Annotated in this window: 15 protein-coding genes; 6 read left to right on the forward strand and 9 right to left on the reverse strand. The window is 71.7% G+C overall.

The features are described from left to right. Positions 1-5: 5 nt before the first annotated feature. The gene (locus Manayef4_RS09580; protein WP_011435625.1) at positions 6-593 is read right to left on the reverse strand and encodes an Hsp20/alpha crystallin family protein; all 588 of its coding nucleotides are present in this window, start codon (positions 591-593) and stop codon (positions 6-8) included. Between the two features lie 845 nt (positions 594-1438). Here Manayef4_RS09580 and Manayef4_RS09585 point away from each other — a divergent pair. Next, positions 1439-4291, forward strand: coding sequence for a non-ribosomal peptide synthetase (locus Manayef4_RS09585; protein ID WP_254665557.1), 2853 nt, complete (start codon positions 1439-1441; stop codon positions 4289-4291). Positions 4292-4304: 13 nt separating this feature from the next. On the opposite strand, the gene Manayef4_RS09590 is transcribed toward Manayef4_RS09585, so the two are convergent. Both Manayef4_RS09590 and Manayef4_RS09595 read right to left on the reverse strand, forming a co-directional pair. Continuing rightward, complete coding sequence (locus tag Manayef4_RS09590) at positions 4305-5021, reverse strand: DUF4230 domain-containing protein (protein ID WP_011435623.1); 717 nt, start codon at positions 5019-5021, stop codon at positions 4305-4307. A 46-nt stretch (positions 5022-5067) separates the two neighbouring features. After that, on the reverse strand, positions 5068-6996 hold the full coding sequence (locus Manayef4_RS09595; RefSeq protein ID WP_070131365.1) for a SpoIIE family protein phosphatase: 1929 nt from the start codon (positions 6994-6996) through the stop codon (positions 5068-5070). A 607-nt stretch (positions 6997-7603) separates the two neighbouring features. On the opposite strand from Manayef4_RS09595, the gene Manayef4_RS09600 reads away from it, so the two are divergent. After that, positions 7604-8773 (forward strand): ATP-binding cassette domain-containing protein, encoded by a 1170-nt coding sequence (locus Manayef4_RS09600; RefSeq protein WP_070131366.1) that lies wholly within the window; start codon positions 7604-7606, stop codon positions 8771-8773. After that, positions 8770-9555: an ABC transporter permease gene (locus tag Manayef4_RS09605; RefSeq protein WP_070131367.1), complete on the forward strand. Its 786-nt coding sequence runs from the start codon at positions 8770-8772 to the stop codon at positions 9553-9555. The genes Manayef4_RS09600 and Manayef4_RS09605 overlap by 4 nt, the downstream gene beginning before the upstream one ends. Before the next feature lie 38 nt (positions 9556-9593). On the opposite strand, the gene mdoC is transcribed toward Manayef4_RS09605, so the two are convergent. Together mdoC and Manayef4_RS09615 are read right to left on the reverse strand one after the other, a co-directional pair. Next, positions 9594-10859 carry a glucans biosynthesis protein MdoC gene (mdoC, locus tag Manayef4_RS09610; RefSeq protein WP_070131368.1) on the reverse strand — a complete coding sequence of 422 codons (1266 nt, stop codon included), beginning with the start codon at positions 10857-10859 and terminating at the stop codon, positions 9594-9596. Between the two features lie 149 nt (positions 10860-11008). Next, complete coding sequence (locus Manayef4_RS09615; RefSeq protein ID WP_070131369.1) at positions 11009-11854, reverse strand: aldo/keto reductase; 846 nt, start codon at positions 11852-11854, stop codon at positions 11009-11011. A gap of 180 nt (positions 11855-12034) precedes the next feature. Here Manayef4_RS09615 and Manayef4_RS09620 point away from each other — a divergent pair, with 180 nt between their 5' ends. Together Manayef4_RS09620 and Manayef4_RS09625 are read left to right on the forward strand one after the other, a co-directional pair. Continuing rightward, entirely contained in the window at positions 12035-12313 is a 279-nt protein-coding gene (locus tag Manayef4_RS09620; protein ID WP_070131370.1) for a DUF1778 domain-containing protein, read from the forward strand. A 100-nt stretch (positions 12314-12413) separates the two neighbouring features. Then, complete coding sequence (locus Manayef4_RS09625; RefSeq protein WP_023840460.1) at positions 12414-12905, forward strand: GNAT family N-acetyltransferase; 492 nt, start codon at positions 12414-12416, stop codon at positions 12903-12905. Positions 12906-12975: 70 nt separating this feature from the next. Here Manayef4_RS09625 and Manayef4_RS09630 read toward each other — a convergent pair whose 3' ends face one another. Both Manayef4_RS09630 and Manayef4_RS09635 read right to left on the reverse strand, forming a co-directional pair. Continuing rightward, entirely contained in the window at positions 12976-14763 is a 1788-nt protein-coding gene (locus Manayef4_RS09630) for a hypothetical protein (protein WP_254665558.1), read from the reverse strand. Positions 14764-14818: 55 nt separating this feature from the next. Next, complete coding sequence (locus tag Manayef4_RS09635) at positions 14819-16267, reverse strand: hypothetical protein (RefSeq protein WP_011435614.1); 1449 nt, start codon at positions 16265-16267, stop codon at positions 14819-14821. Between the two features lie 180 nt (positions 16268-16447). On the opposite strand from Manayef4_RS09635, the gene Manayef4_RS09640 reads away from it, so the two are divergent. After that, positions 16448-18274, forward strand: a complete 1827-nt coding sequence (locus Manayef4_RS09640) for a glycosyltransferase family 4 protein (protein WP_070131372.1) — start codon at positions 16448-16450, stop codon at positions 18272-18274. A 123-nt stretch (positions 18275-18397) separates the two neighbouring features. On the opposite strand, the gene Manayef4_RS09645 is transcribed toward Manayef4_RS09640, so the two are convergent. Together Manayef4_RS09645 and Manayef4_RS09650 are read right to left on the reverse strand one after the other, a co-directional pair. Next, a complete protein-coding gene (locus Manayef4_RS09645) occupies positions 18398-18997 on the reverse strand; it encodes a RyR domain-containing protein (RefSeq protein ID WP_254665559.1) in 600 nt (199 codons plus the stop codon). A gap of 100 nt (positions 18998-19097) precedes the next feature. Next, on the reverse strand, positions 19098-23066 hold the full coding sequence (locus Manayef4_RS09650) for a DUF3367 domain-containing protein (protein ID WP_070131374.1): 3969 nt from the start codon (positions 23064-23066) through the stop codon (positions 19098-19100). Between the last annotated feature and the right edge of the window lie 164 nt (positions 23067-23230).

Below are 23230 nucleotides of genomic sequence, written 5' to 3' on the forward strand. Positions count from 1 at the left end.
GGTCCTCAGGCGGTGGAACCGGCTGCGGCCGGCGTGGCCGGCTCGGCGGACCGCGGCGTCGCGGACTCCGCTGATTCCGCCGGCAGCCCCGGGGAGCCCCCCTCGACGACCTCGGCCGGCCGGGCGTCGCCGACGACTGGGGTGATCTCGATCCGGGTCGCCTTGGGCTCCGCCGCCGCGCCGACGAGACGGACCGTCAGGATGCCCCGGTCGTAAGTGGCCGAGATCCGCTGCGCCTCCACGCCCTCGGGAAGCCTGAACTCCCGGCGGAAGGAACCGTGCCAGCGCTCGCGGTGTACGCGACCGGCGTGCTCACTCTCGCTGCCGGCCGCACGCTTCCCGCGGACGACCAGGCGGCCCCGGTCGATCTCGACCGCGACGTCCCGCTCGACATCGACCCCGGGCAGCTCGAGGTTGATCAGTACATCCGCTCCCTCAGTAACCACATCAGCCGACGGGACGGCGAACTCGGTGACCGACGACCGTCCGGTAAGCACCGGACGCCGCGGGCCCCAGACACGCCGAACGATCTCGTCGAACTCCCGGTCCATACGCCCCAGCGAGGCAAACGGGTCCCACAGGTAGGTGCTCACGATGCTCCCCCTCCAAAAGATTGATCTTTCTAGGGCCGATCTCTGTACATCGATGCCGATCGGGACGCTCCCGCGCCTCAGGCGCTCCCTGGGTGGATCACCTTCGGTTCGATTGCCTCCCGCTCTCACAGTTCATGAGTCTAAGGCGCTCAACCTTGCTGTTGCAAGCGGGGGTAAGGAATTTGTTGGATGTGAGGCAGAACACCGAAACGGCGAACGGTCGCAGCGGCCGACCCCGGGCGGCCGGGCGGCGGGGCCCCGGCTCCGGCCCGCCGCGGGCTCCGGGCCGCCGTGACGCCGCGGGCGCCGGGCCGCCGCGGGCTCCGGGCCGCCGTGACGCCGTGACACCGCGGAATGGCGGCACCGGATCCGGGCACCATCAGCCGAACCGCCGACCCGGGATCAAATTAGTCCGGGATCACGGCAAATCGTTTGCGCCGTACATACCCGAAGCCCGATTACCACCGACAAACTACCCCTTGAGTGAGGGTTACCGGGAGTGACCACAAGATAGCCACAGCACCGTGGTATAAAGTCGCACGCGCCATACCGGACTGCGTGTTGGGGAGGCTGTTCGTGTACCACGAGCGAACGGTTGCAGCACCGTACGAGGCAGCACCGTACGAGATTGTTGGACGGAGTTACCACAAACGGCCCGTCCCATCGCGCAGCCACCCGGCACCGGCCCCGGCCCCGGCGCATCCGTGACCATACGGGATTCGAGGTCCGCCCCCCGATCAGGGGTAACCAGCCGCATCCGGTTGACGAGATGAGGACCGGCGAGGATACAAGATCATCGTCATCCGCTGTGAGCCGATGACGCCGAGAGAGGACAGGACGAGGGAGTGGCTTTGAACGAAAGCGGTCGGCGCGCGTCCCTTGCGGTCGCGACGCCTGAAGGTGGCGCGTTCTTCCCGGCGTTGCACTTCGACGACCTGCCGGCCTCGGTGGTCAGCCGGTTCCGGGAGGTCGCCACGCACCTGCCCGATACACCCGCGCTGGTCTCGCCCGGCGTCGTCATGACCTTCGCCGAGGCTGATCGCCGGACCGATGACATCGCGATGGCGGTCCTCGGCCGCCTCGACGCGAACGAGGACGGTCCGGTCGCGACCCTGCTGCCGCACAGCGTGGCCGGCCTGCTGGGCGTACTGGGCGTACTGAAAACCGGACGCCCGGTCGTCCCGCTGGATCCGATGGTGCCCGCCGAGCGGATGGCGCAGATCGTTCGGCAGGCCGGCTGCGTGGCCCTGCTGACCGACCTGGGCGACAGTTCCGTGGCCCGCTCGACGGTGGGCCTGCGGCCGGTGGGGACCAACGGTTCGAACGCCACGGCCGAATCCAGCGTGAATCCGGACGCCCTGCTCGCCGCGCTGGCCGGGGGCGGCCCCCGCCACGTCCTGGACCTCGCCGCGGCGGCCGCGGACGGCGCCCGGTGGATCGCGGCAAACGGCGCGGACGCGGTCTGGTGGCCGCAGCCGCTGGTCGACGATCCGGCCTGCATCGTGTTCACCTCCGGTTCGACCGGCGCGCCCAAGGGCGTGGTGTGGACAAACGGCACGTTCCTGTGCGACGCCTACGCCGGCGCCGAACGTCTCGGTTTCGCGCCGGGCGACCGGCTGGCCCTCGTGCTGCCGTACTCGTTCGCCGCCGGCATCACCGTGGTGGTGTTCGGTCTACTCAACGGGGCCGGGGTGTATGCCTATGATCCACGGGCGGCGGGCCTGAGCGGCCTCGCCGACTGGATCTCCTCGCAGCACCTGACCGCGCTGCAGACCACTCCGTCTCTGCTGCGCTCCCTCGTCGGCTCGCTCGAACCGGACCAGGTCCTCGCCGACCTGCGGATCGTGACCACGTGCGGGGAGGCCGTCTACGGACGCGACATCACGGCGCTGCGGCCGCACGTGCCACCGGCGTGTACCTACGTGAACTGGTCCGGTGCCTCCGAGATCGCATCCCTCGGCTTCTTCGAGGTCCCGCCGGGCACGCAGCCGCCCGCGGGCACGGTACCYGCCGGCCTGCCGGCGACCGGCAAGGAGGTGGTACTGCGTCGCGAGGACGGCACGCCCGCCGATCCCGGCGAGGTAGGCGACGTGGAGGTCACCTCGGCCTACCTGTCGGCCGGGTACTGGGGGAACGCGGAGATGACGACGTCCCGCTTCACCCCGCTCACCGATGGCCGGACCACCTGCCGGACCGGCGACGTCGGCCGGTTCGAACCCAACGGCACGCTGATCCTGCTCGGCCGCCGGGACGCGGCGGTGAAGATCCGCGGCTATCTCGTCGAACCGAGCGAGGTGGAGGYGGCGCTGCTGAGCTCCGCGGAGATCGCCGAGGCGGTCGTCACCGCCGTCGCGCATCCTTCGGCGCGGAACCGGCTGGTCGCCTATGTCGTGCCGGCGGTACACGGCAACACCCTGTCCCCGGTCCGAATCCGGCGGAGGCTACGCGAGAAGCTGCCGGTCTGGATGGTCCCGACGACGATCATCCCCCTGGCGGAACTGCCCCGCAACGAACGCGGCAAGGTGGACCGGGGCGCGCTGCCGCCCCCGCCGGAGGCCCCGGCCGTCTCCGCCCGGCCGAGAACGCAGTGGGAGATCGTCGTCGCCGACATCTGGACGCGGGTCCTCGATCTCGAGGAGGTCGGCATCGGGGACGACTTCATGGAGCTCGGCGGCGACTCCCTGGCCGCGAACGAGCTGCTCACCCTGGTCGCGGAGAAGCTCGGGATCACCATGCCGTCATCGGCGCTGGTCGACGCGCCGACGCTGGGCGAGTTCGCCCGCGCGCTGTCACTCGCGCAGCAGTCGGGTCCGCGACACCCCACCGTCGTCCCCCTGCGCACCACCGGCTCGCGGCCGCCGCTGTTCTGCTTCGCCGGGGCCGGCGCGCTCGCCCTCGGCTTCCACTCACTGGCCCGCCGCCTCGGCGACGACCAGCCGGTCTACGCCTTCCAGGCGCATGGGCTGGAGCGGCGGGGCGTCCCGGACTGGAGCGTCGCGCGGACCGCCCGCCGCCACCTGGAGATCATCCGCGTCCTGGCTCCCCGGGGTCCCTACCTGCTCGCCGGGCACTCGCTGGGTGGCCTGATCGCCATGGAGATCGCCCAGCAGCTCGCCGCCGCGGGAGAGGAGGTCGGTTTCCTGTCCATCATGGACACCTACCTGCCGGCCTCGCTGCGGATCGAGTCGGCCGGGTCGGGTAGCGCCGCCGGGTCGGGCGGCGCCGCCGGGTCGTCGAAGGCAGCCGAGGACCACGCGCGCGGTTACCGCGGCCGGCTGGCGCGGTTCACCCAGAAGCTGCTACCGGAACAGCGGGCGAACTTCACCAGCAAGGCGACCCTCAAGAAAATGGTGCAGATTCCGCTCACCGGGGTCGTACAGTTCGGCGGGCTCGAGCAGTTCGACGTCTTCTTCAACCACGGGCGGCTTCTCGAACGTTTCTACCGACCGCGGCCATGGCCCGGCCGGACCCTCGTGTACCGATCGGCGGAGAATCCGGACCCGGAGGACGCATGGTCAGCATTCCTCACCGGGAGCCATGACACCCATTTCGTTCCGTGTGAGCATTTCTACCTGCTCCGCGAACCRCACATCATCAAGATCTCGGAGCATTTCCGGGCCGAGATCGACCGGGTGGTCGCCGGGCTGACGAAGACAGGTCGCCGGGCTGACGAAGGCAGGCTGACCGCGACGGACTGAGCACTCCGTTCGCCTAGCGGCGGTCGGCTGCGTAGGTCACCCTKACGTCGGTAAAGCCCAGCGCGCCGAGTAGACCGCGCAGCATGGCGGTGGTGTTCTTCCTGCCCAGCTCGAGCACCTGACCGTCCGTCTTCGCCGCGTCGGTCATCCGCGCCGACGCGGTCCGGTAGAGCTCCTGGTCGGTGCCGACCCCACCGAACAACCCGCCGACGCGGTTCAGCGCGCCGCGCTGGCGGGCCACCACGTAGCTGTGGTCGAGATCCAGCTCGGGCCTGGACAGCGTCGGGTTCGGCAACTCGATGGTGACCGCACGACGGTCCGGGGAGACGGTGACCGCGTCCTTGCCGAGCGCACCAAAATTGATCACCGAGTCGACGGTACCGACCCCGACGAACAGGGTGCGCTCGCCGCGCAGCGCATCAGGGATCCACTTGCTGTCCTTCTCGAGGTCGACCACCACCTCGAAGTGGGCGCTGGCGGCGTGATAGTCGCTCAGCTCTTCCAGGGAACGCAGCACCGCCGGGGAACTGCGGTCGACCGTCCTCTCCTCGAACAGGTTCGGCAGGCTCGGCCGCCATCCCGCCACCAGGGCGATGCCGGCGAGGACGAGCACGACGACGGCGACGACGGCGATCAACCGCAGTGGGCTGAGCCGGGACGACGGAGACCGCAAAGATCGCGGAGACCGGGTCGAGCGGGTGGGCCGGTCCAGGCCGGACTCGTCGTTCATGGGCGTCTTCTACCCGAAATGGYCGGCAACCACGCCGATGTCGCCRCTATGACTCTCCGGGCGCGATCGTGGAGCCACGCTGGGCGGTACGGGCGAGGATGATCGCCGTACGGTCGTCGCCCTGCCGTCCGGGCGCGTACCGGCGAACCGCGTCGAAGGCGTCGTCGAGCAGCGCCACCGGCGTGCGCGTGGGATCGCGCAGGATCTCGGCGATCAGCCGGTGCAGCCCGAACTGCCGCCCGGCCTCGTCACGTGCCTCCACCAGTCCGTCGGTGTAGGCGAAGAGCACGTCGCCCGGTTCGAGCCGCAGCGTCTGGATTCCCCACGCCCCGGGCTCCGCGAGCAGGCTCGACATCAACGGGCCCGTCGGAGGCAGCCGAACGACCTGCGCCGTTCCCAGCCGGGAACCGACGATGGAACCGGCTCCCGGCACCCGACCGGACCCGGGGCCGGCACCGTTCGCCCCATCCCCCGGCCCGCAGGCCGATCCGACGGCCTGCGCGGATCCGACGGCCTGCGCGGATCCAACAGCAGCCGCCATGACGGATCCGCCCGCCCCGTCACCGGGGCCGCATCCCGGCCGGGCGGGATCGCGGGGTCCGACCAGGTGAGCGGTCGGAGCGGGTACCTGGGGTGAGGATGCCTCGTCGGGAAGCACCGCGTCCGCAGGTACCTTGCCTGTGGGCAGCTCACCCACCCACACCTCGCCCACGGGCGACTCGCCCGCCGACGCCATGTTCCCGGAGTTCCCGGGCACCGCCCGGCGCAGCAGGAGCGCGTCGGGATGACCGGCGTTGACGTAGTACAGGTCCCCGGTCCGCGGGTCGACGACGGCAATGATCGCGGTCGCGAACATCTCCTCGATCTCGCCGAGGTTGTCCACCGTCCACTCCAGGGCCCGACCGGGATCGATCTCCGTCGACAGAGCCGCGTCGAGCAGTTGCTTGAGCCGCAACGCGAAGACCCCGGCCGCGGCTCCATGACCGGAGACGTCACCGACCACGACGGCGACCCGCCCGTCGGGCAGCTCGAAGGCGTCGTACCAGTCCCCGGCAAGTTCGCCCTCGGCCGGATCGACCCGGCCGTGCAGGACCAGGCCGCGGGCCCGCAGGAGCGAGGGCGTGAGCGCGTCCCGCAGTGCGATCACGGCGGGTCCCTGCTGGGCCAGGGCCTCCCACGACCGCTCGTTCTGGCGGACGAGCCGCACCAGCTGGGCGCGCATCGTCTCGACGTCGGCGGCCAGCTCCACGATCTCCTTGGGGCCGACGGAGGGGATCCGGGTGTCGTAGCGACCGGCGGCCACCGCGTTGACGGATCGCTGMAACGCTCCGATCGGGCGGAGCAGCCATCGCCGCGAGATGATCATAATGGTCAGCAGGAAGCCGAGGATGACAAACATCGCGCTGGCCAGCGAGCTCAGCAGCAGCACGGAGGCACTCTCCACCCGCCCGGACGCCTCGACCTGCTCACGGTCGATCGCCGCGGCGAGCTCCGCGACCTCGCGGCGCAGCAGGTCGAAGTCCTGGCGCGCTTTGGTGCGCACGATATCCTGGGCGGTGGCGGTGTCTCCTCTCGCCATCGCGACCAGTTCCGGCCGGACAACCTCGCGACGCCAGTCCCGGTACGCCTGGCCGACTTCCCCGTGCTGTGCGCGCAGCGCAGGGAAGTCGGCCAGCAATGCGTCCAGCCGTGCCGTCAGGACCGGGATGGACCTGGCGGACTCGTTGTAGGGGACCAGGAAACCCCGGTCCCGGGTGATGATGTAGCCACGCAGAGCATTCTCCTGGTCGACAAAGTCGGCCAGGAGCATCGCGGTGGTGGTCGCAGCCGGGTCCAGATGCCTGCTCCGCTCCGTCGCGGCATGACGTGACCGCAGGGCGGAGACCACGGCCAACACCAGCATCACGATGATCGAGATGCTGGCGAGCAGCGTCAGCACCCGGATGCCACGCCGAAGGCCAGCCGTCTCACCCATGTGAAGATTGTCGTCCAGCCGTCGGGCGCCGGTTGTGTCGGGTGACGTGTGGGGTCCCCCGGGGGGCTCGTACGACAGCTACCCCATCTCGCGGCTGGAACGATGAGCGCCGCACTGACTGTGCCGCGCCGGATGATCGCAAACCTCGGCGACGACGCGGACCTGCCCTGGCCCCGGACTTTCGCCAATGATCGTTTGATGACATGTCGGAAATGAGCGAAAATGACGATACGTCGTCACTCTTTCGGACGAGGCGGAAACCTCCGGGTTCCCACGGCACCGAGCGCTCCGGAGTGCCGGGAGCTGGAACGGTGCCCGTGGTCCGCTCGTTAGGCCTGCTGAGCTCGGCGGATCCCGAGCCGGGGACTGGCCCGGCCACTGCGGCGCCCGGTGCCGACGGCGCCCAGTGCGTACCGCCGGTCGGCGCGGGAGTTCGGTCAGCCTCCGTGCTGGTGCCGACCCCGCCAGCGGCCGCGCATGTGGTCGACCACGACGGCCTCCGCGGGCACGACTCCCATAGAGCACGGTGGATGACGGAGTCACGGTGGAGGGTAACGGATCGACCGATCTCGGGAGTTGAACGCATGATCTGGGAGGCTGTCAGACGATGACTTCGGGTTCGGTCACCGAACCGACGCACGCATCGAACGTGGCTGGTCGCCCCCGCGGCGCGGCGCGGCCCCCGCGGCTGGYCGGGCGATCGCCCGAGGGCCCGACCGAGGCGGCAATCTGGACCCACGGGCTCGGCAAGCGGTACGGCGACCGGGTGGCGGTGGACCATCTCGACCTCCAGGTGCCGCGCGGGACGCTGTCCGGTTTCGTCGGCCCGAACGGGGCCGGGAAGTCCAGCACGCTGCGCATGCTGCTGGGGTTGATCCGCCCCACGGCGGGCCAGGGGTACGTGCTGGGCGCGTCGATCTCCCATCCGGCCCGCTACCTGGGCCGGGTCGGGGCGATGATCGAGGGCCCGACGTTCCATCCCGGGCTGTCCGGCCGGCGCAATCTGGACCAGCTCGCCCTGCTGCGTGGGATCGGCGGGCGGCGCCGCGCCGATCGCGCGCGGCGGGTCGGGGAAGTCCTCGCACAGGTGGGCCTGACCGAGCGAGCCGACGACCGGTTCACCGCCTACTCCCTCGGGATGAAGCAGCGCCTGGGCATCGCCGCCGCTCTGCTGCCCGATCCCAGCCTGCTCATCCTGGACGAGCCGACGAACGGCCTCGACCCGGCGGGCATCCGGGAGATCCGCGCGCTGCTGGGTCAGCTGGCCAGCAGCGGCATGACGGTCTTCATGTCGAGCCATCTACTGACCGAGGTCGAGCAGATCTGCGATCATCTGGTGATGATCAATGGCGGGCGGATGCTGTTCCAGGGGCACGTCACCGACCTGCTCTCCGCCGAGGATCCCCGGATCCTCATGGTGCCCGAGCGGGACGACGACGCCCGCCGCCTGGCCGGGCTCCTCGGTRAGACCGGCCTTCGGGTCGAGATCGACCTCTGCCCCGGGCCGTCGTGCGACGCGGGAGTCGGCGAACGCCATCCGGTGGTGACCGCCCACGCCCGCGAGGGAGTGGCCGCGGACCTCAACCGACTGGCGATGCGCGCCGGCATCACCCTGCGCTCGCTGCGCACCCATCGGCCGAACCTGGAGGAGACCTTCCTGCGCGTCACCGGCGAAATCGACGGCGACCTCGTCCGTTTCGGTCGCACCCCGGACGGCAGTGTGCCCGCCGTGGGAGCCGGGCTCGACCCGGCCCAGAGCCGTGGAGGTGCCACATGATCACGGCTTTCCGCGCCGAATGGGTGCCGCTGTTGCGGACCCGGTTCCTGCTCGGGACGCTGGGGGCGGTCATCGCCTCGGCCCTGCTCGGCACCGTTCTGACCTTCGTCTCGGTGGGGCACAACGACTTCGATGGCGACCCCGTCACGGCCAGCGGGCTGTCCGCCGCGAACGGCGTCGCGCAGGGGGTGCAGGCGGTCAGCATCCTGCTCGGCGTGGTGGCCCTGTCCGTCGTCGCCGCGTCGCTCGCAGGCGACCATGCGCACGGGGCCCTGCGCAACCAGCTCGTCGCCCAGCCGCACCGGCTCCGGCTTCTCGCCGGCAAACTGCTGGCTCTGGCGGCGTTCGTGGTCCTCGTCATCGCCGTGGCGACCGTGGTTTCGGTCGCCCTGTCCTTCGCGCTCGCGCCGCTGAAGGGGGTGTCGACGGCCGCCTGGAGCAGCGCGGCGGGGCTGGCCGAACTGAGCAAGAGCTTTGTCAACCTGTGCGCCGGATCGCTCGGCTACGCCGCGCTCGGCGCCCTGGCCGCGATCGTCTTCYGCGCGCCTGCCGCGGCGATCGCGGTCGCGGTCGCCTACGCGCTGCCGGTGGAGATGCTGGTCACGCGCATCTACGGTCCCGCCCGGGCCTGGCTGCCGGTGCAGCTGATGGAGGCGATCGCCACCGGTGGCTTCGCCGTCGCCACGCCCTACGCCGACGCGCTGCTGCGCGGGCTGGTCTACTGCACCGCGATGGTGCTGGTCGCCGTCGTCCTCTTCTGGCGCCGGGACATGACCTCATAAGGAAACGTTATAAGGGAGCGTTATAAAGGAAGGTTGCGTCAGGGAGCCCAGCGCAGGTGCTGGGTCCGTTCCGGGTCGAGCTGTTCGGCCCGGGGAAGCCAGCGCAGCGGCTGGGTCAGCTCGGAGTCCGCCGTGCCGRCCGCTGTGGTCAGGGGCCCGGCCGCGGGCCGGCCGGTGCCGCGGCGGCCGTCGACCGGGAATTTCCCGTTGAAGATCTTGCGGAGGAAGGGTGACCGCAAGATGACGAAATGGTGGATGGCCAGGGTCACGCCGAAGGTGAGGGCGGTGACCAGGAGCATCTGCGGCCAGCGGAGGCTCGGGTCCAGCGAGAGCAGCGTCGCGATGGCGTAGATCCAGAAATAGTGGAAGAGGTAGACCGTGTAGGAGGCGTCGGAGAGGTAGCGGACGGCGGGCCGCGGACCGGGGACGAGCCGGCTGGCAAGGGCGAAGAGCGTGGCGGTGATCGCGATGGTGAAGAGGGTCCTGCTGAGCACCAGACCGGTGGATGAGGTCAGCACTCCACCCCAGTCCTGATTGGCCGCCAGCAGCAGGACGCCRGCCACGGCGAGCAGGATCGGCGCGGGCCGCTGAAAGGACGGCAGGATTCRCCGCCGATCCAGGTAGAGGAGCACGCCGAGGAGGAAGAACGGCAGGAAGTCCAGCGTCTCCTCGACCGGGAGGTCGAGGGGATCGGAACCGATGACGGGAGTCACCGCGGCCCGGTACCCGCCGCGGATGAGGATGGTGGTCACGATGACGAGTGAGATGATCGTGGCCATGACGCGCAGCCGACCGGTGGTGGCCCGCCGGTAGAGGGAGCTGGCCACAAGGCGGGATATGACGCTCACGGCCGCCGGGGTGCACAGCGCGTAGGCGAGCAGCACCATGAGGAACCACAGCTGCAGAGGCCAGCGCAGCTCGCCCACCGGCTCGGGGACGATGTTTCCACGCAGGAAGTCCAGGAACGAGACGTCCGGGTTGTGGAAGTTGTAGCTCAACCAGAGCGCGGTGKGATTGAACAGGACCAGGGTGCACAGGAATGGGATTCCCACGCTGGCGAGCCTGCGATGCACGGTGCGCGACGGCCCATACTTCCCGACGAGCATCGCGGAGAGGAACCYGGAGATCAGGAAGAAGTCCGCCATCCGGAAGAGGCCGGAGGCGTAGGCGATCCCGTGGAAGAACGGGTCGTCACCGAGCGTCGAGGCATGCACGAAGACGCCGCCCAGCATGAAGACGGCGCGCAACGCGTCCAGGTGGTGGTAGTGCCCGCCCGGAGCGGACGGCGCCGCCTTTCGCCCCACGATTCCTCCACCAAGGCTGCCGGACCGCTCCGAGCCCCTACGGGCGACGCCCTCCGGTGAAGACGTGGCAGGCTTACATCGTACGTATCATGAATGATACGAAACGAGAGGATTGCCCCGAGCTCCCAGGGACCCCGAACTCCCGGAGCTCAGTGCCCGAACACGTCGGAGTCGAGGGCGTCCGCCTCCCCCGCGGCGCCCCGGTCCAGTCCGGAGATCGCGGCAATCTCCTCAGCGGAAAGCGTGAAGTCGAAGACGTCGATGTTCTCTGCCATGCGCCTGGGGCTGGYCGACTTCGGCACCACCACGATGCCCAGCTCGATGTGCCAGCGCAGGGCGACCTGCGCGGGGGTGCGCTCGTGCGCGGCGGCGATCCGCGTGATCACGGGTTCGTCGAGCAGCCCGGTGCCGGCGCCCAGCGGGCTCCACGCCTCCGTCACGATCCCCTGCTCCGCGTGGTAGGCGCGGATCGCGGACCGGCCGAGTCGGGGATCGAGCTGGATCTGGTTCACGTCCGSCGCGACACCGGTCTGGGCCAGCAGCCGGTCGAGGTGGGTCGTCTTGAAGTTCGACACCCCGATCGCGCGCACCTGGCCGTCCTTCAACAGCTCGACGAGCCCCTTCCAGGCCTCGACKTACCGATCCCGCCACGGGTTCGGCCAGTGGATGAGGAGCAGATCGAGGTAGTCCAGCCCCATCCGGCGGGTACTCTCCACGGCGGCCCTGCRCACGCCGCGGACGCTGTGCGAGCGTTTGTTGAACYTCGTGGTGACGAACAGCTCCTCGCGGGGCACGCCGGCGGCGCGTAGTCCGGCGCCCACTCCCTTCTCGTTGCCGTAGTTGTGCGCGGTGTCAATCAATCGGTAGCCCAGCCCGAGCGCCTGTTCCACCACCCCCTGGACCTCCCGGTCGTTCAGCGGCCAGGTTCCGAGCCCGAGCCTGGGCATCCGGGCACCGTGCGCGAGCGGGAYGGTGGGGACAGGCGAAAGCACCACGGGCGTAGGACCTCTCTGGTACGAAGATCTGGTACGAAGAGATGCCGGGCACCCGACCGGATCCGCGCTCCGGCMGGCCTTCGAGTATCCGGGCGACACGGCCGCGATGGATGTGGTACCCACGTCGGCGAGCGAGACCCGGGGAAACGGGTCCGAAGACCCGGAGGGCAGACTGCCAGCATGAGCACCGCCAGGGACGACAGACTCGCGGTACGRCTACCCGAGGATGAAGCCGAGATCATCCGCTCGGCCGCGGAGGGTGAGGGCCTGTCCCTTGAGGACTTCGCCGCCGAGGCCATGAAGCGATACGCGCGAGAGGTTCTCGCCGACCGCCGCCTGTTCCGCGTCCCGGATGCCGACTGGAGCAAGCTCGAGGCGCTGCTCGACGCGCCGCCGCCGGACTCCCCCCGGCTGCGCCGGCTCCTCGACGAGGAACMGGGCTCGGAGCAGCAGGAGTAGCCGGAGTACCCCGCCACCTCTKCCCGCCTCCCGATCGGCCGACCAGTCGACCGGCGATCCCGACGCGGTCCGACGCGGCCCCAAGAAAGGATCCTACGCAGTGCCCCTCGCCAAGCCCGCGGCCCTGTCCGAGGGCCCGGACCGGCTCACCTTCAACAGCGGTGACGACCTGCTCGACGGCTGGCTGCGCCACCACGCCCTCGAACACCAGCAGGACCGGACGACAAACACGTTCGTGATCGTCGACGGTACCCGGATCGCCGGCTACTACTGCCTGGCCACCGCGGCCCTGGAACGGATCCCCGGTTCACGCCGGTGGTCGCGCCGGTCCACCGAACCCGTTCCGGCGATGTTCGTGGGGCGGCTCGCGGTCGATGTCCGGTACCAGGGCCGCGGGCTCGGCGCCCAACTCGTGCGGGACGCCGTGATGCGGTCGCTGACCGTCCATCGCATGGTCGGAGTGCCGCTCCTGCTCGCCCACGCGATACGGCAACCCGGCCGGGCGTTCTACCGCCATCTCGGCTTCCTCGGCACCCACGTCGACCCCTACCTGCTCGCGCTGCCGCTACACGCCGCCGCCGGCGGGGGCTAAGCATCGCCGGCCGCCGCAGGCCCCGCCGAACGCCGCTGGCCCCCGCTGGCCCCCGCTGGCCGCCCGTCACCTACCCGTCACCGAGCAGCACATCCAGGTTGACGCGCAGCAACCACTGATCGAGCTTGAACGGGGGGTACGGCCAGGGCAGGCCGTCGAGCAGCAGCTGGTTCACCGGGAGCCACAGGCTGCGACGGCGGGCGTCGACCGCGCCGCGGCGCACCCCGACATACCGGGTCGCGGGGCCCCGCAGCCTGCTCAGCCCCACGTCGATCGGCCGGTCGGTGCGGAAGGTCATCCGCGTGCCGCGCCCCGCCGGCCGCACGACCTGCACCAGGCCGTCGAGCCCGGCGAGCAGCACCGCGCCGGTGGCCGGATCGAGGGTGATGCTGCGCACCAGCCCACCCCGGTCGGTGCCCGCGACCAGGTAGTCGGGGCGGTTGGCGATGCCCCAGGTGTCGACCGGCCAGTTGCCCGTGGCGGGGGCCCGGGTCACCAGGCCGCGCTCCCCATCGATCTTCGGGTAGACGGCGAGGGTCTCCGCCCGCAGCCCGTCGGCCTTGGTGCGGGCCACATACAGGGTGCCGTCCGCGCCGAACACGGCCGACTCCATCCGGGAGCCGTCCTGAACGGCGCGCACCGCCGTGCTCTTCGGGCTGATGGTGCCCCGCGACGCCGAGTAGGAGAACTCCTGCACGGGGAAGGGCTGGGCCCGGAAGTCCAGCCCGCGCACGTCGCTGATCAGCACGAACCGTTCGTCATCGGGTTCGCTGGTGGGATCGGCGACGACCTCCCGCGGGTTCACGACCAGTTCGAGGCCCAGMGGGCGGACCTGCGGGTACTGCCAGTGCGCCCGCACCCGGCCGGCAAGGTCGACGACGAGCAGGGCGCCGTTGTCGGTGCCGCCGACCCCGGTCCCCAGGTACTGGGCGATGACCAGGTGCCCGCTGCGGGGCAGCCGGGCGATCGAGGACGGCCCGCGCGGTGAGCGCGGCTCCAGCGGCGCGAGCACCGGGAAGGCCAGCGCCGCCACGTRCGGCGGGGCGGTCCCGGCGAGCTGGGCCGCCGTCCTGGACGCCGTCCGGTCGTAGGCCCACCGTCCGCCCGGGGAATCCCGCCGGAGCTGACCGATGCTCGGCAACTCGCCATCGATGGAGGTGTTCCAGCCGAAGAAGGGCATCAGCGAGACGAAGACCACCCGCTCGGTGCCGTCCGGACCGGGCACGACGATCACGTCCGAGATGTCCCCGCCGCCCACACCATGGTAGTTCGGGTCGGCCCGGGGCAGGCTTGTCCGGCCCTTCGTTGAGGGGATCACCAGGCGGGTGAACCGTTCGGCGGCCGGCTCGAAGATCTCTATCTCCATGCCCGTGCCGGTCAGTTTCGCCTGGTCGTCGGTGAACGGAGTCGTCGCGAGGAAGACGGTGCCGTCCGCGGCGACCGCGGACAGAAAGGCGGCCTGACCGGGGCCGAAGCCCCAGCCCGGCACCCCGGCAATCTCGATGGCCGACCGGTCGTCGAGGTTTCCGAAGGTGCCGGGTGCGCCGTAAATGGTCAGCAGATTCCCGGGCAGGCCCGCCACCGCCCCGGCCGGCATCGACGGCCCCACGGTGACCCCGCCGACTGGTGCCGAGGGTCGGCTCAGCGGCAGGTCACCGGAGGATGTCGGACCCGAGGACGAGGAGAGCAGGCGCGCGGCGACGAGGGCACCGGCGGATGTCGCGCCGAGGCCCACGGCCGTCGCAAGCAGGCGGCGGCGAGTGACGGCGAGCGGCGAACGCACCGACCCCGACGACCCGGGAGAAACGGGAGAACCGGGCTCACCGCCGTCCGCGTTCGGACGGGTCTGGGCTGGCATCAGCGGTGGCCTCTCCGCGCGGGGTGGGCTGGGACTCGTCGGGCAGAGGAGCTCCTCACACCCGGGCCGGGACCCCCTCGCCGGGTTGGGGGTTGGGTAGCCCCATATCCCCCGCCGGCCGCCGGTGCGTCTCGGCGACCCGCGCCACCCGGCGGTCGGCGTGATGCAGCTGGACCACGAGCAGGCCGACCGCGAGTGCGGTCACCGACTCGGCGGCGAGCGCGGCGGTGGCCGTGGCCATCGATCCGCCGCCGGCCGAGACAAGCGCCCCAGCCGTCGCCACCGTGGCGACGGCGAGCACGCCGACGACCCGGCGCACCCCGGCGCCGAGCAGGTACGTGGTGAACATCAGGGTGACGGCCAGCAGGGTCATGCTCAGCGCGAGCACCGACAGCGCGGAGGCGGCGGCGGTGAGATGCGCCCCGAAGACGAGTCCGATCAACCACTTCGCCGCGAACAGACCGAGCCCGGCAAGGAAGAGCCCGGGAGCGACGACGAAGACCAGCGCCACGACCAACGTGCCCCCGGCGGGGCGTCCCTCCTTGCGCCGTCGTGCCGCCTCGGGCAGCAGGAAGTTCGCGACCGCCAGCCCGATGAAGACCGGTACCTTGCAGGCCGTCGAGATCGCCGCGTAGCCGCCGACCCCGGAGGAGCCCAGCCAGCCGACGATGACGACGTCCATGTTCTGCAGCAGGGCGAGGGGGATCAGCGCGCCGAGGGCGACGGTGGTGTCGGCAATGACGCTCTGCCGGGCGCTGGCGCGTGGCGCCGGGATCGGCAGCGGAATCGGCCCGGTGGCCGGCGGTGTGCCGTCGTCAGGCAGCACGGGCGCCCCGCGCTGGGACACGGGCGCCCCGCGCTGGGACGCGGGCGGGCGCGGCAGCCGCGGGGTGCGCGTGACGGCCCACCGGGCGTGCTCGGCGCCGACGACGACGCCGAGCACGATGCCCAGGCCCGCGCCGTTCACCCCGAGCCCGCCCAGCACGAGCACGATCACCAGGCCGATCCGGACGAAGCCCTCGACCACGAAGTTGACGGCGAGACGCGGATAGGCCCCCCTGGCCTGCAGCAGGCCGCGTTCGACGCACAGCAGCGTCCACAGCGCGGCACCGATGGTCGCCTCGGCGATCGCGAGCGGATGCGGATAGGACATCAGCGCGGCCACCGGCCGGCACAGCACCACCGCGACGATCGCGGAGATCGCGATGCCGACGCCGCAGGCGCCCCGCAGCCGCCGGATCCAGGACCACTGCTCGCGCCGGGTGCCCCCCGGGCCGGACGTCTCGTGCTGCACCACGGCGATCAGCAGCGCGTTACCCGCGACCGAGAGGATCAGGAAGATGCTGACCTGCACCGACACGGCGCCGTAGGAGTCCGGGTCCAGCGACCGGGCGACGATCAGGTTCATCAGCAGGTTGCACCCGTTGACGAGCATGCCGGCGACGGCCAGTGCTGCCGGACCGGCCAGCAGGCCCGTCACAGCCTCACGCGAGGGCTTCGCCATCAGTCTCCCCACCGGGAACGGGACACGTCGAAATCACCCACAGCGGAACACCGGCCATGGTAGGTGGTCGACGATTTTCCGACATCGGTAGGTTGCAGGCRAACCTTGCAGACGAACATGGTAAGCCCTGGCGAGCGGAACGAAATGGAAGGAATGCCACCGGTGACGGGAAGTCCCAGCGTGACGCCCCCGGGAGGATCGACACACCTCRGAGGGTCCCGGGAGCGCCGGTACCTGCCCACCCTCGCCGGCCGGCACGTGGTGTTCCTCAACTGGCGGGACCGGGAGCATCCGCAGGCCGGCGGGGCGGAGTTGTTCTGCCAGTCGATCGCCGAGCGGTTCGCCGCGGCCGGTGCCCGGGTCACCCTGCTGACCTCGCGGGCCACGGAAGGTGAACGCCCTGGTCCGCCCGTCGCCGAGTCCGTTGGCGGCGTCGAGGTGCGCCGCGGGGGCGGTACCTTCGGCGTCTATCCATCGGTGCTCGCCCGGCTGGCCAGCCTGGGCCGGGCCGGGCACCGCGTCGACGCCGTCGTCGACTGCCAGAACGGGATCCCGTTCTTCAGCCCCCTGGTGCTGCCGGCGAGCACCCCCGTCGTGCAGGTGCTCCACCACGTTCATCAGAAACAGTTTCCGTTGTACTTCCCCGGGCCGGTCGCCCGGGTGGGGCAACTGCTGGAGGCGCCGGGCAGCCGGTGGGTCTACCGGCGCCGGCCGGTGGTGGTCGTCTCCCCCTCGACCCGCGCCGAGGCCCGTGACATCCTCGGCCTGCCCGGCCCGCGCTTCCTGGTCCCCAACGGGGTGACCACCTCGGCCGCCGGGGCCGCCGGGGCCACCTCGGCCGCCGGGGCCACTACGTTCACGGGCCCGGCTGGCGGTGGGCCCGCAGGCTCGGATGGCGGCCCCGCGACGGCACCCACCATCGTGTGCGTCGGCCGGCTCGTGCCGCACAAGCGGCTCCACCTGCTCCTCGACGCGCTGCCCGCGCTGGTCGGGGCGCATCCCGGGCTCACCGTCCACATCGTCGGCGACGGCCCGGACCGCGAACGGCTGACCGCCCGCGCGGTCGCCCTCGGGCTGACCACTACCGGTGCGGTGACCACTACCGACCCGGGGGCGGCTCCGGGCTCGGGAGGCACGACCGACCGGGACGGTGACGCCGTGCGCTGGCACGGCTACACCGATGCCGCCACCCGCGACCGGCTGCTTTCCTCGGCCTGGCTGACAGTCAACCCCTCGCATGGTGAGGGCTGGGGGCTGTCGGTCCTGGAGGCCGCTGCCCTCGGGGTGCCCGCGGTGGCGTTCCGGGTCCCGGGGCTGCGCGACGCGGTCCGGGACGGGACTACGGGATGGCTGGTCGACGAGGGCGAGCCGCTGGAGAAGACCCTCGACGCGGCGCTAAGGCTACTGGCCGAGCCGCCCGCGGCGGCCGAGCTGCGCGCGGCGGCCCGCGCCTGGGCGGCCGGGTTCACCTGGGACGCCAGCGCCGAACTGCTGGCCCGGGTGGTCACCGCCGAGATCGACCGACTGGCCGACCCGGCGGCGAAGCGGGCCGAAGYAGGAGAACAAGGCCGCGCGCCGCAGCGGGGTCGGGGACCGGATCGGGGCCTGGAGCGCCGGCGCCGGGACGATGACCTCACGCACGCCCGTTTCACCCTGCCGGTCGGCACCTCCCGCCCGGCGTTGCGCCGCACGGACCTGGTGTACCGGCCGGATCCGACCGGCCCGGAGATGATCGCGCTCCTCTACGGCGCCGGCCCCGCCGCCGCACGCACCGCCCTGACCCGGGCCGGAGTCGGGGTCGGCGCGCTCGCCGACCTGCGGCTACGCCCGGCGACCGGCGAGGACCTGCTGTTCGCGGCCAGCCGTGACCTGGCGGCATCTCCCCCGGATCCGGGTCCCGGTCCGATCCCGACCGACAACCGGGGCGATCAGGCGAAGGCCGGAGCGCGACGAGCAGCCTCGAACATGCTTTCCACGGAGCTAGCGGGAAAACCAGGTGACCGTTGATCGGGACGGTACCCAGGGGGCTGACACGAAAATAAGGTGACCGGTGCGCTCAGGCTGCGGAGGTCTTCGGGGTCATCGGCGGACAGCGGCAATGCGCCGACGATCGTCGCGGCCGTCAGCCGCTCACCGGATAGCCGCCTCGGCCGCGGGTCGCCGGGTGATGCACAGATCGGCCCGGGCCAGAACGGCCGGCATGTTCCGGATCGCGTCGCGGTCCCGATCACGGTCCTCTTCGGTCAGCTCCTCCCAGTCCACCATCGACGGGTGACGCTTGTCCGGGCCGAGGTCCTCGCGCACCGGACCGTAGGAGTAACCCTGCCGCTCCTTGTGCTGCCGCCACCGGTCGTGCTCGGCCCGGGCGAGCTCCTCGACCTCGGCGGCGGACAGCGAAAACGGATCGACAGCCGGATCGACGTCCTGCTCGGCCGGTGTGCACACCCAGCCACGGTTACGCAGCACCGTCTCGTAATGAACCGCCTGATCACGGTTGGCTTCCCGCAGCGCCTCGGAGAGCTCCGCCCAGGGCCRCAGTCCGGGCCYCGATCCGGCCGCGTGCCGTTTACCGAGCTCATGCTCCAGATAGCGGTCGTGGATCGCCCGCGCCAGCTGCTCCACCAACTCCCCGTCGCCCAGGACCGACGGCGTGCCGCCGACGCCGCCATCCCCGCCCACCGCATCGGCCCAGGCCGGGCGCGAGGCCCCGATCGGCCGTAGAGCATCCACGCGGACTCCACGCACGGCACGCCTGGCTGTGATCATGACCGGATGTCTCCCTCAGGAACAGACGGTGGACGACGTCCGAACAATCGGCGCCACGAAAACGCTAACCGAGTCCCTTGCTGTCGGTATAGGGATTGCGAGTCCTATGCCCGACATCGGACCCGGCTCGGGCGCCGAAGTGGGCGCCGGCGCCCGAGCCGGCGGGACGGTCCCAGGCCCGCCCGGCCAACGCGGCCAGCACCGCCGCCAAGGCCAAGGCGCCGAACACCTGGACCAGCGGCCCGAACGCCCCCTGCCCGGATCCGGGCTGGCTGCCGGGCTGCGCCGCCACCCCGATTCCCGCGCCAATCATGGCGACCGCGGCGCAGCGGCCCCCCGCCGCGGGCCAGCGCCGACCGACCAGGACGAACACCGGTACGGCCAGCGCCACCGGGCCCGCCACCAGCGCCACCGCCAGCATGGCGAGCACCGTCCACCCCACACCGGCCACCGGCGGGGACACCGTCGCCCGGCCCAGCCGGCCCAGCCGGCGCGGCCTCAGCAGCGCCGGATAGCCGTTCTCGTCGGATCGTGGCCGTAGCCGGAACCGGGCGGGCAGCACGGCGAGCACGACCAGCACCACGACCAGCAACAGCCCCACCACGAGGTTGCGGCGGTATTCCGCACCGGGCGCGTTGTCGATGACGATCGTGCCGCCGGTGYCGGCCGGGACGATCCAGCCCTGCTGCCAGCCGTCGAGGCGCAGCGGGGTCAACGCCACGCCGTTCAGCTTCGCCGTCCACGAGGAGTTGGCGTTCTCCCGGACGGCGAGGAAGGCGCGGTCACCGGCGCCGATCTGGACCGTCCGGTGCTCCGCTGTCCACTCGTGCACCGTCGTCGCCCGCGGCGTGGCCGCGCTCACCTGGGCGCCCGATCCGACCAGCGCGATCGCGTCGACGAGGATGGAGGTCGCTCCCTGGTCGACGCCGAGCAGGTGCGGCCCCGCCGAGAGCCGCAGCGTGCCGCCGTCGGTGCACAGCGACACCCGCACCGGCCGCACCGAGGTGACGTCGCTGTCCCGGCCGGAGATCCGCAGGGGGTAACGGGTCCCGTCGACGACCAGGGTGGGGCCCTGGCCGCAGTCGACCAGCAACGGAGTGTCACCCGCTGGGGGTGTCCCCCGCGGCGGGGGGATGAAGCTCGCCGAGCCGCTCATCGTGAAGGTCATGTCCCGGGGCACCTCGAAGCGCCGGGACAGCGCCAGCTCCTCCGAGCCGCCGAACGGCTGCGCCGGGTCGACCCGCTCCCGGGCCATCGAGAAGGCGACCAGCCCCCCGTCCGGCGCGGCGAAGCGCCGGGCCACGTCGGTGGGGAGCTGCGCGTAGTGGCGGAAGGTGACCCCGGGGATGGTGATCTCCCGAATACCGGCGCCGAGGGTGTCGTCGGTCTCCTGGCCGACCCGCGCGAACGTGATGCGGTACCAGCGGCTCGGCCCCGCTGGGACGGCGAGGCGCTGGATGTCCTCCACCGGACGCACCTCGGTGACCACCGAGCCCGCCTCGCTGGACACCCGCAGCGCCTCGACGGCCGGCCGCCACGAACCCTCGGACAGCAGCCGCACGTCGAGGTAGGGCACGGTCATCCGCCGGCCGGCATCGAGCTGGATCCACTGCCCGGCCGACGTCGTGCCCTTCGTGCGCTGTGCCGTCCACGCGGTCGCGGCGAAGCCGTCGACGGCCGCCGGTGGCGCGAGGTCCGGCGCGGCGAGTAGGTCGTAGCCGTAGGAGGACGCGGTGACGGACATGCCGCCGACGTAGCCCGCGACCGTCTGGTGGCCGGCGACGTCGGCCTCGGCCCACTGGTGGGGCTCCCCCGTCTTGCCGACCGCGGTGCCGGTGGGCCCGAGGAGGTACGAAGCGGCGTCGTGGACGAGTCCGAAGGTGCTGTCGCGCCGGGTCAGGGTGTCCGTGTCGACCCAGGCGGTCGTCGGGCCGATCACCTCCCCCGGCGCAACCTTGATCGCCGCCGGGCTCGTCGAAGACGCCACGGCGGCGGACGGATCGGTGCGATCCGCGGCGAGGTCCGCGGCGAGCACGGCGGCCCGGTCGCTGCTCAGCAGGCCCTGCCCGGCGAGCTGCACCGTCGCCTCGGGGCCGCCGGAGACGACGACGGCGGTGTCCGCCGGGTAGGAGCCGACAAGCTTCGCGCCGCCCGGGACGGTCCAGACCTCCAGCGCGGGTACCCGCGCGGTCGGGTTACGCAGCTCCGGGACGAGCCTCTCCTTCGCCGAGGCGCGCGCCGGCACCTGCGGGCCGAACGCGGCGGTCAGGGTGAGACCGGAGGAACGCAACGCCCGGTGGAGCTCGTCGGTGGACGGGGGGACGTCCCAGTTCTTCTGTTCCAGGTCGTTGCGGAGCAGGATCTGGCCGATCCCGGCCCGGGCCAGCGCCGGGGCGAGGCCCGCGGCGGACCCGGTGGCGAGCTGGTGCTCGATGCCGTCCATCAGCCGGGTCACGCCCGTGCCACCGAGCGGGATCAGGCCGCGGACCCCCCACGGCGTGCGGGCCAGCCACTGCAGCGGCTCGTCGAGCGGCCGGCCCCACTCGTACTCGGCGAACGGCGAGCCGGGCAGCACCAGTGCCCGGCCGTCCTGGGGATGGGCGGCCAGCCAGTCCGCGGCGGCCACCCAGTAGTCGGGMACCCGGGCGAACGGCCGGGGCTGCAGCGCCCTGCCGGCGAGCGCTGGCGTCATGCCGCAGACCAGCGCGGCCACGGTCAGCACGACGGGGACGTTCACCGCGACGGTCACGATCATGTCCGCGGTCCTGCCGTGCCGGCGGGAAGCCCCGCGGGTCGTCCATCTCCGCACACGGGCGGTGAGACTGACAGGTCGGACCGTCAGGGCGTGCGCGATCCCCAGGRCTATCGGCAGGCGCACCACCGGCTGGAACTTGTAGACGTTGCGCAGAAAGCCCAGCTGGTCACCGAGCAGGTMCCGCACCACGCCCGCCAGCGGGCTGCCCGGATGCCCCGGATAGGCCGCAGCCACCGAGACCGTGCCGGCGGYCAACGTCACCAGCAGGAACCGGCGGGCGGGCAGATCGGCCCGGGACAGCCCCCACAGCCCGATCGCCGCCACGGCTGCCGATCCGATGATAGGCACCGGCCGGGACACGTACTCGGTGGCGGCCGGCAGCCAGGGCCTGGGTAACTGGACATACGCCAGCCAGTCCGTCGCGCCGCGCAGGGCTTCCGCCACCGACGTCGTCGCCGTGGTCGTCTGGGCGGTCTCGGTGAACGCGAGGAAGTTCAGCCCGTAGCGGCCCTGCACCATCAGCGCCAGCAGCCACCAGGCCGAGGCGAGGATGACGGCGACGACCCACCAGGCCCGCAGCGCCCAGGCCCGGCGGGTGCCGCCGGCGAACACAAGGACCGCCGCCGGACAGAGYAGGACGCACAGCGTGACCGTCGCGTTGATTCCGCCGGTGCCCAGGATGGCGAGTCCGGACAGGGCAGCCGCCCGTCGCGGGGACAGCCGCCGGCCCGGGTCCAGGGCGGGATCGTCAGCGGCATCGACATCATCGACGGCCGTGGTACTGGTGGTGGCGGCCGTACCGGTGTCGGCGCCGAAGGCGCCGTCCGGACGCAGCGCGAGGATGAGCGGCAGGGTGATCCACGGGAGCATGGCGGCGCCCGCGAGCGCCACGGAAGTCGCCCCGATCTTGCCGAGGAACATCGGGGACAGGGTGTAGGCGAGTCCGGCCAGCACCCGGGTGCGCGGTACGCCGAGCCGCAGGGCCTCGGCCAGCCGCACGACCCCCCAGGCGGAGACGGTGAGGAGCAGCGCGATCCACAGCCGCTGGGTGACCCAGGCGGGTATCCCGAGCAGGTCACCGGCACCGAAGAACGGTCCCATCGGGAACAGGTAGCCGACGTACTGGTTGGGCAGGTAGCCGAACTCGGCGAGGGAGTTCCACAGGTGGGTGGCCCGCCCCATGAAGCCCCACGGGTCAAGGGGGACGTCCAGCTTGGTGTCGGCGGTCAGGTTGCCGGGGGCCTGGAGCAGAAAGAGCACCATAAAGCCGGCGGCCATGCCGAACAGGGGCCGCCGTGACGTCCGCGTGTCGCGGCGACGCGGCGACGCGGCGACGGCCGGGGCTGCGACGGCCGGGGCGGGTGACGGCGCGCCGAGGCCCTGCGCCGTCGTGGGGGTGCCGGCGGCGGGGGAAGGGATCGCTTACTCCAAAGGATAAGGAT

The sequence above is a fragment of the Frankia sp. CgMI4 genome, assembly GCF_001756285.1.
GTDB classification, from domain to species: domain Bacteria; phylum Actinomycetota; class Actinomycetes; order Frankiales; family Frankiaceae; genus Frankia; species Frankia casuarinae.

Bases quoted from the DNA above. Each gene is read 5' to 3' on its own strand.
- Manayef4_RS09635 (WP_011435614.1), bottom strand. From the start codon at position 16,267: ATGGCGAAGCCCTCGCGTGAGGCTGTGACGGGCCTGCTGGCCGGTCCG.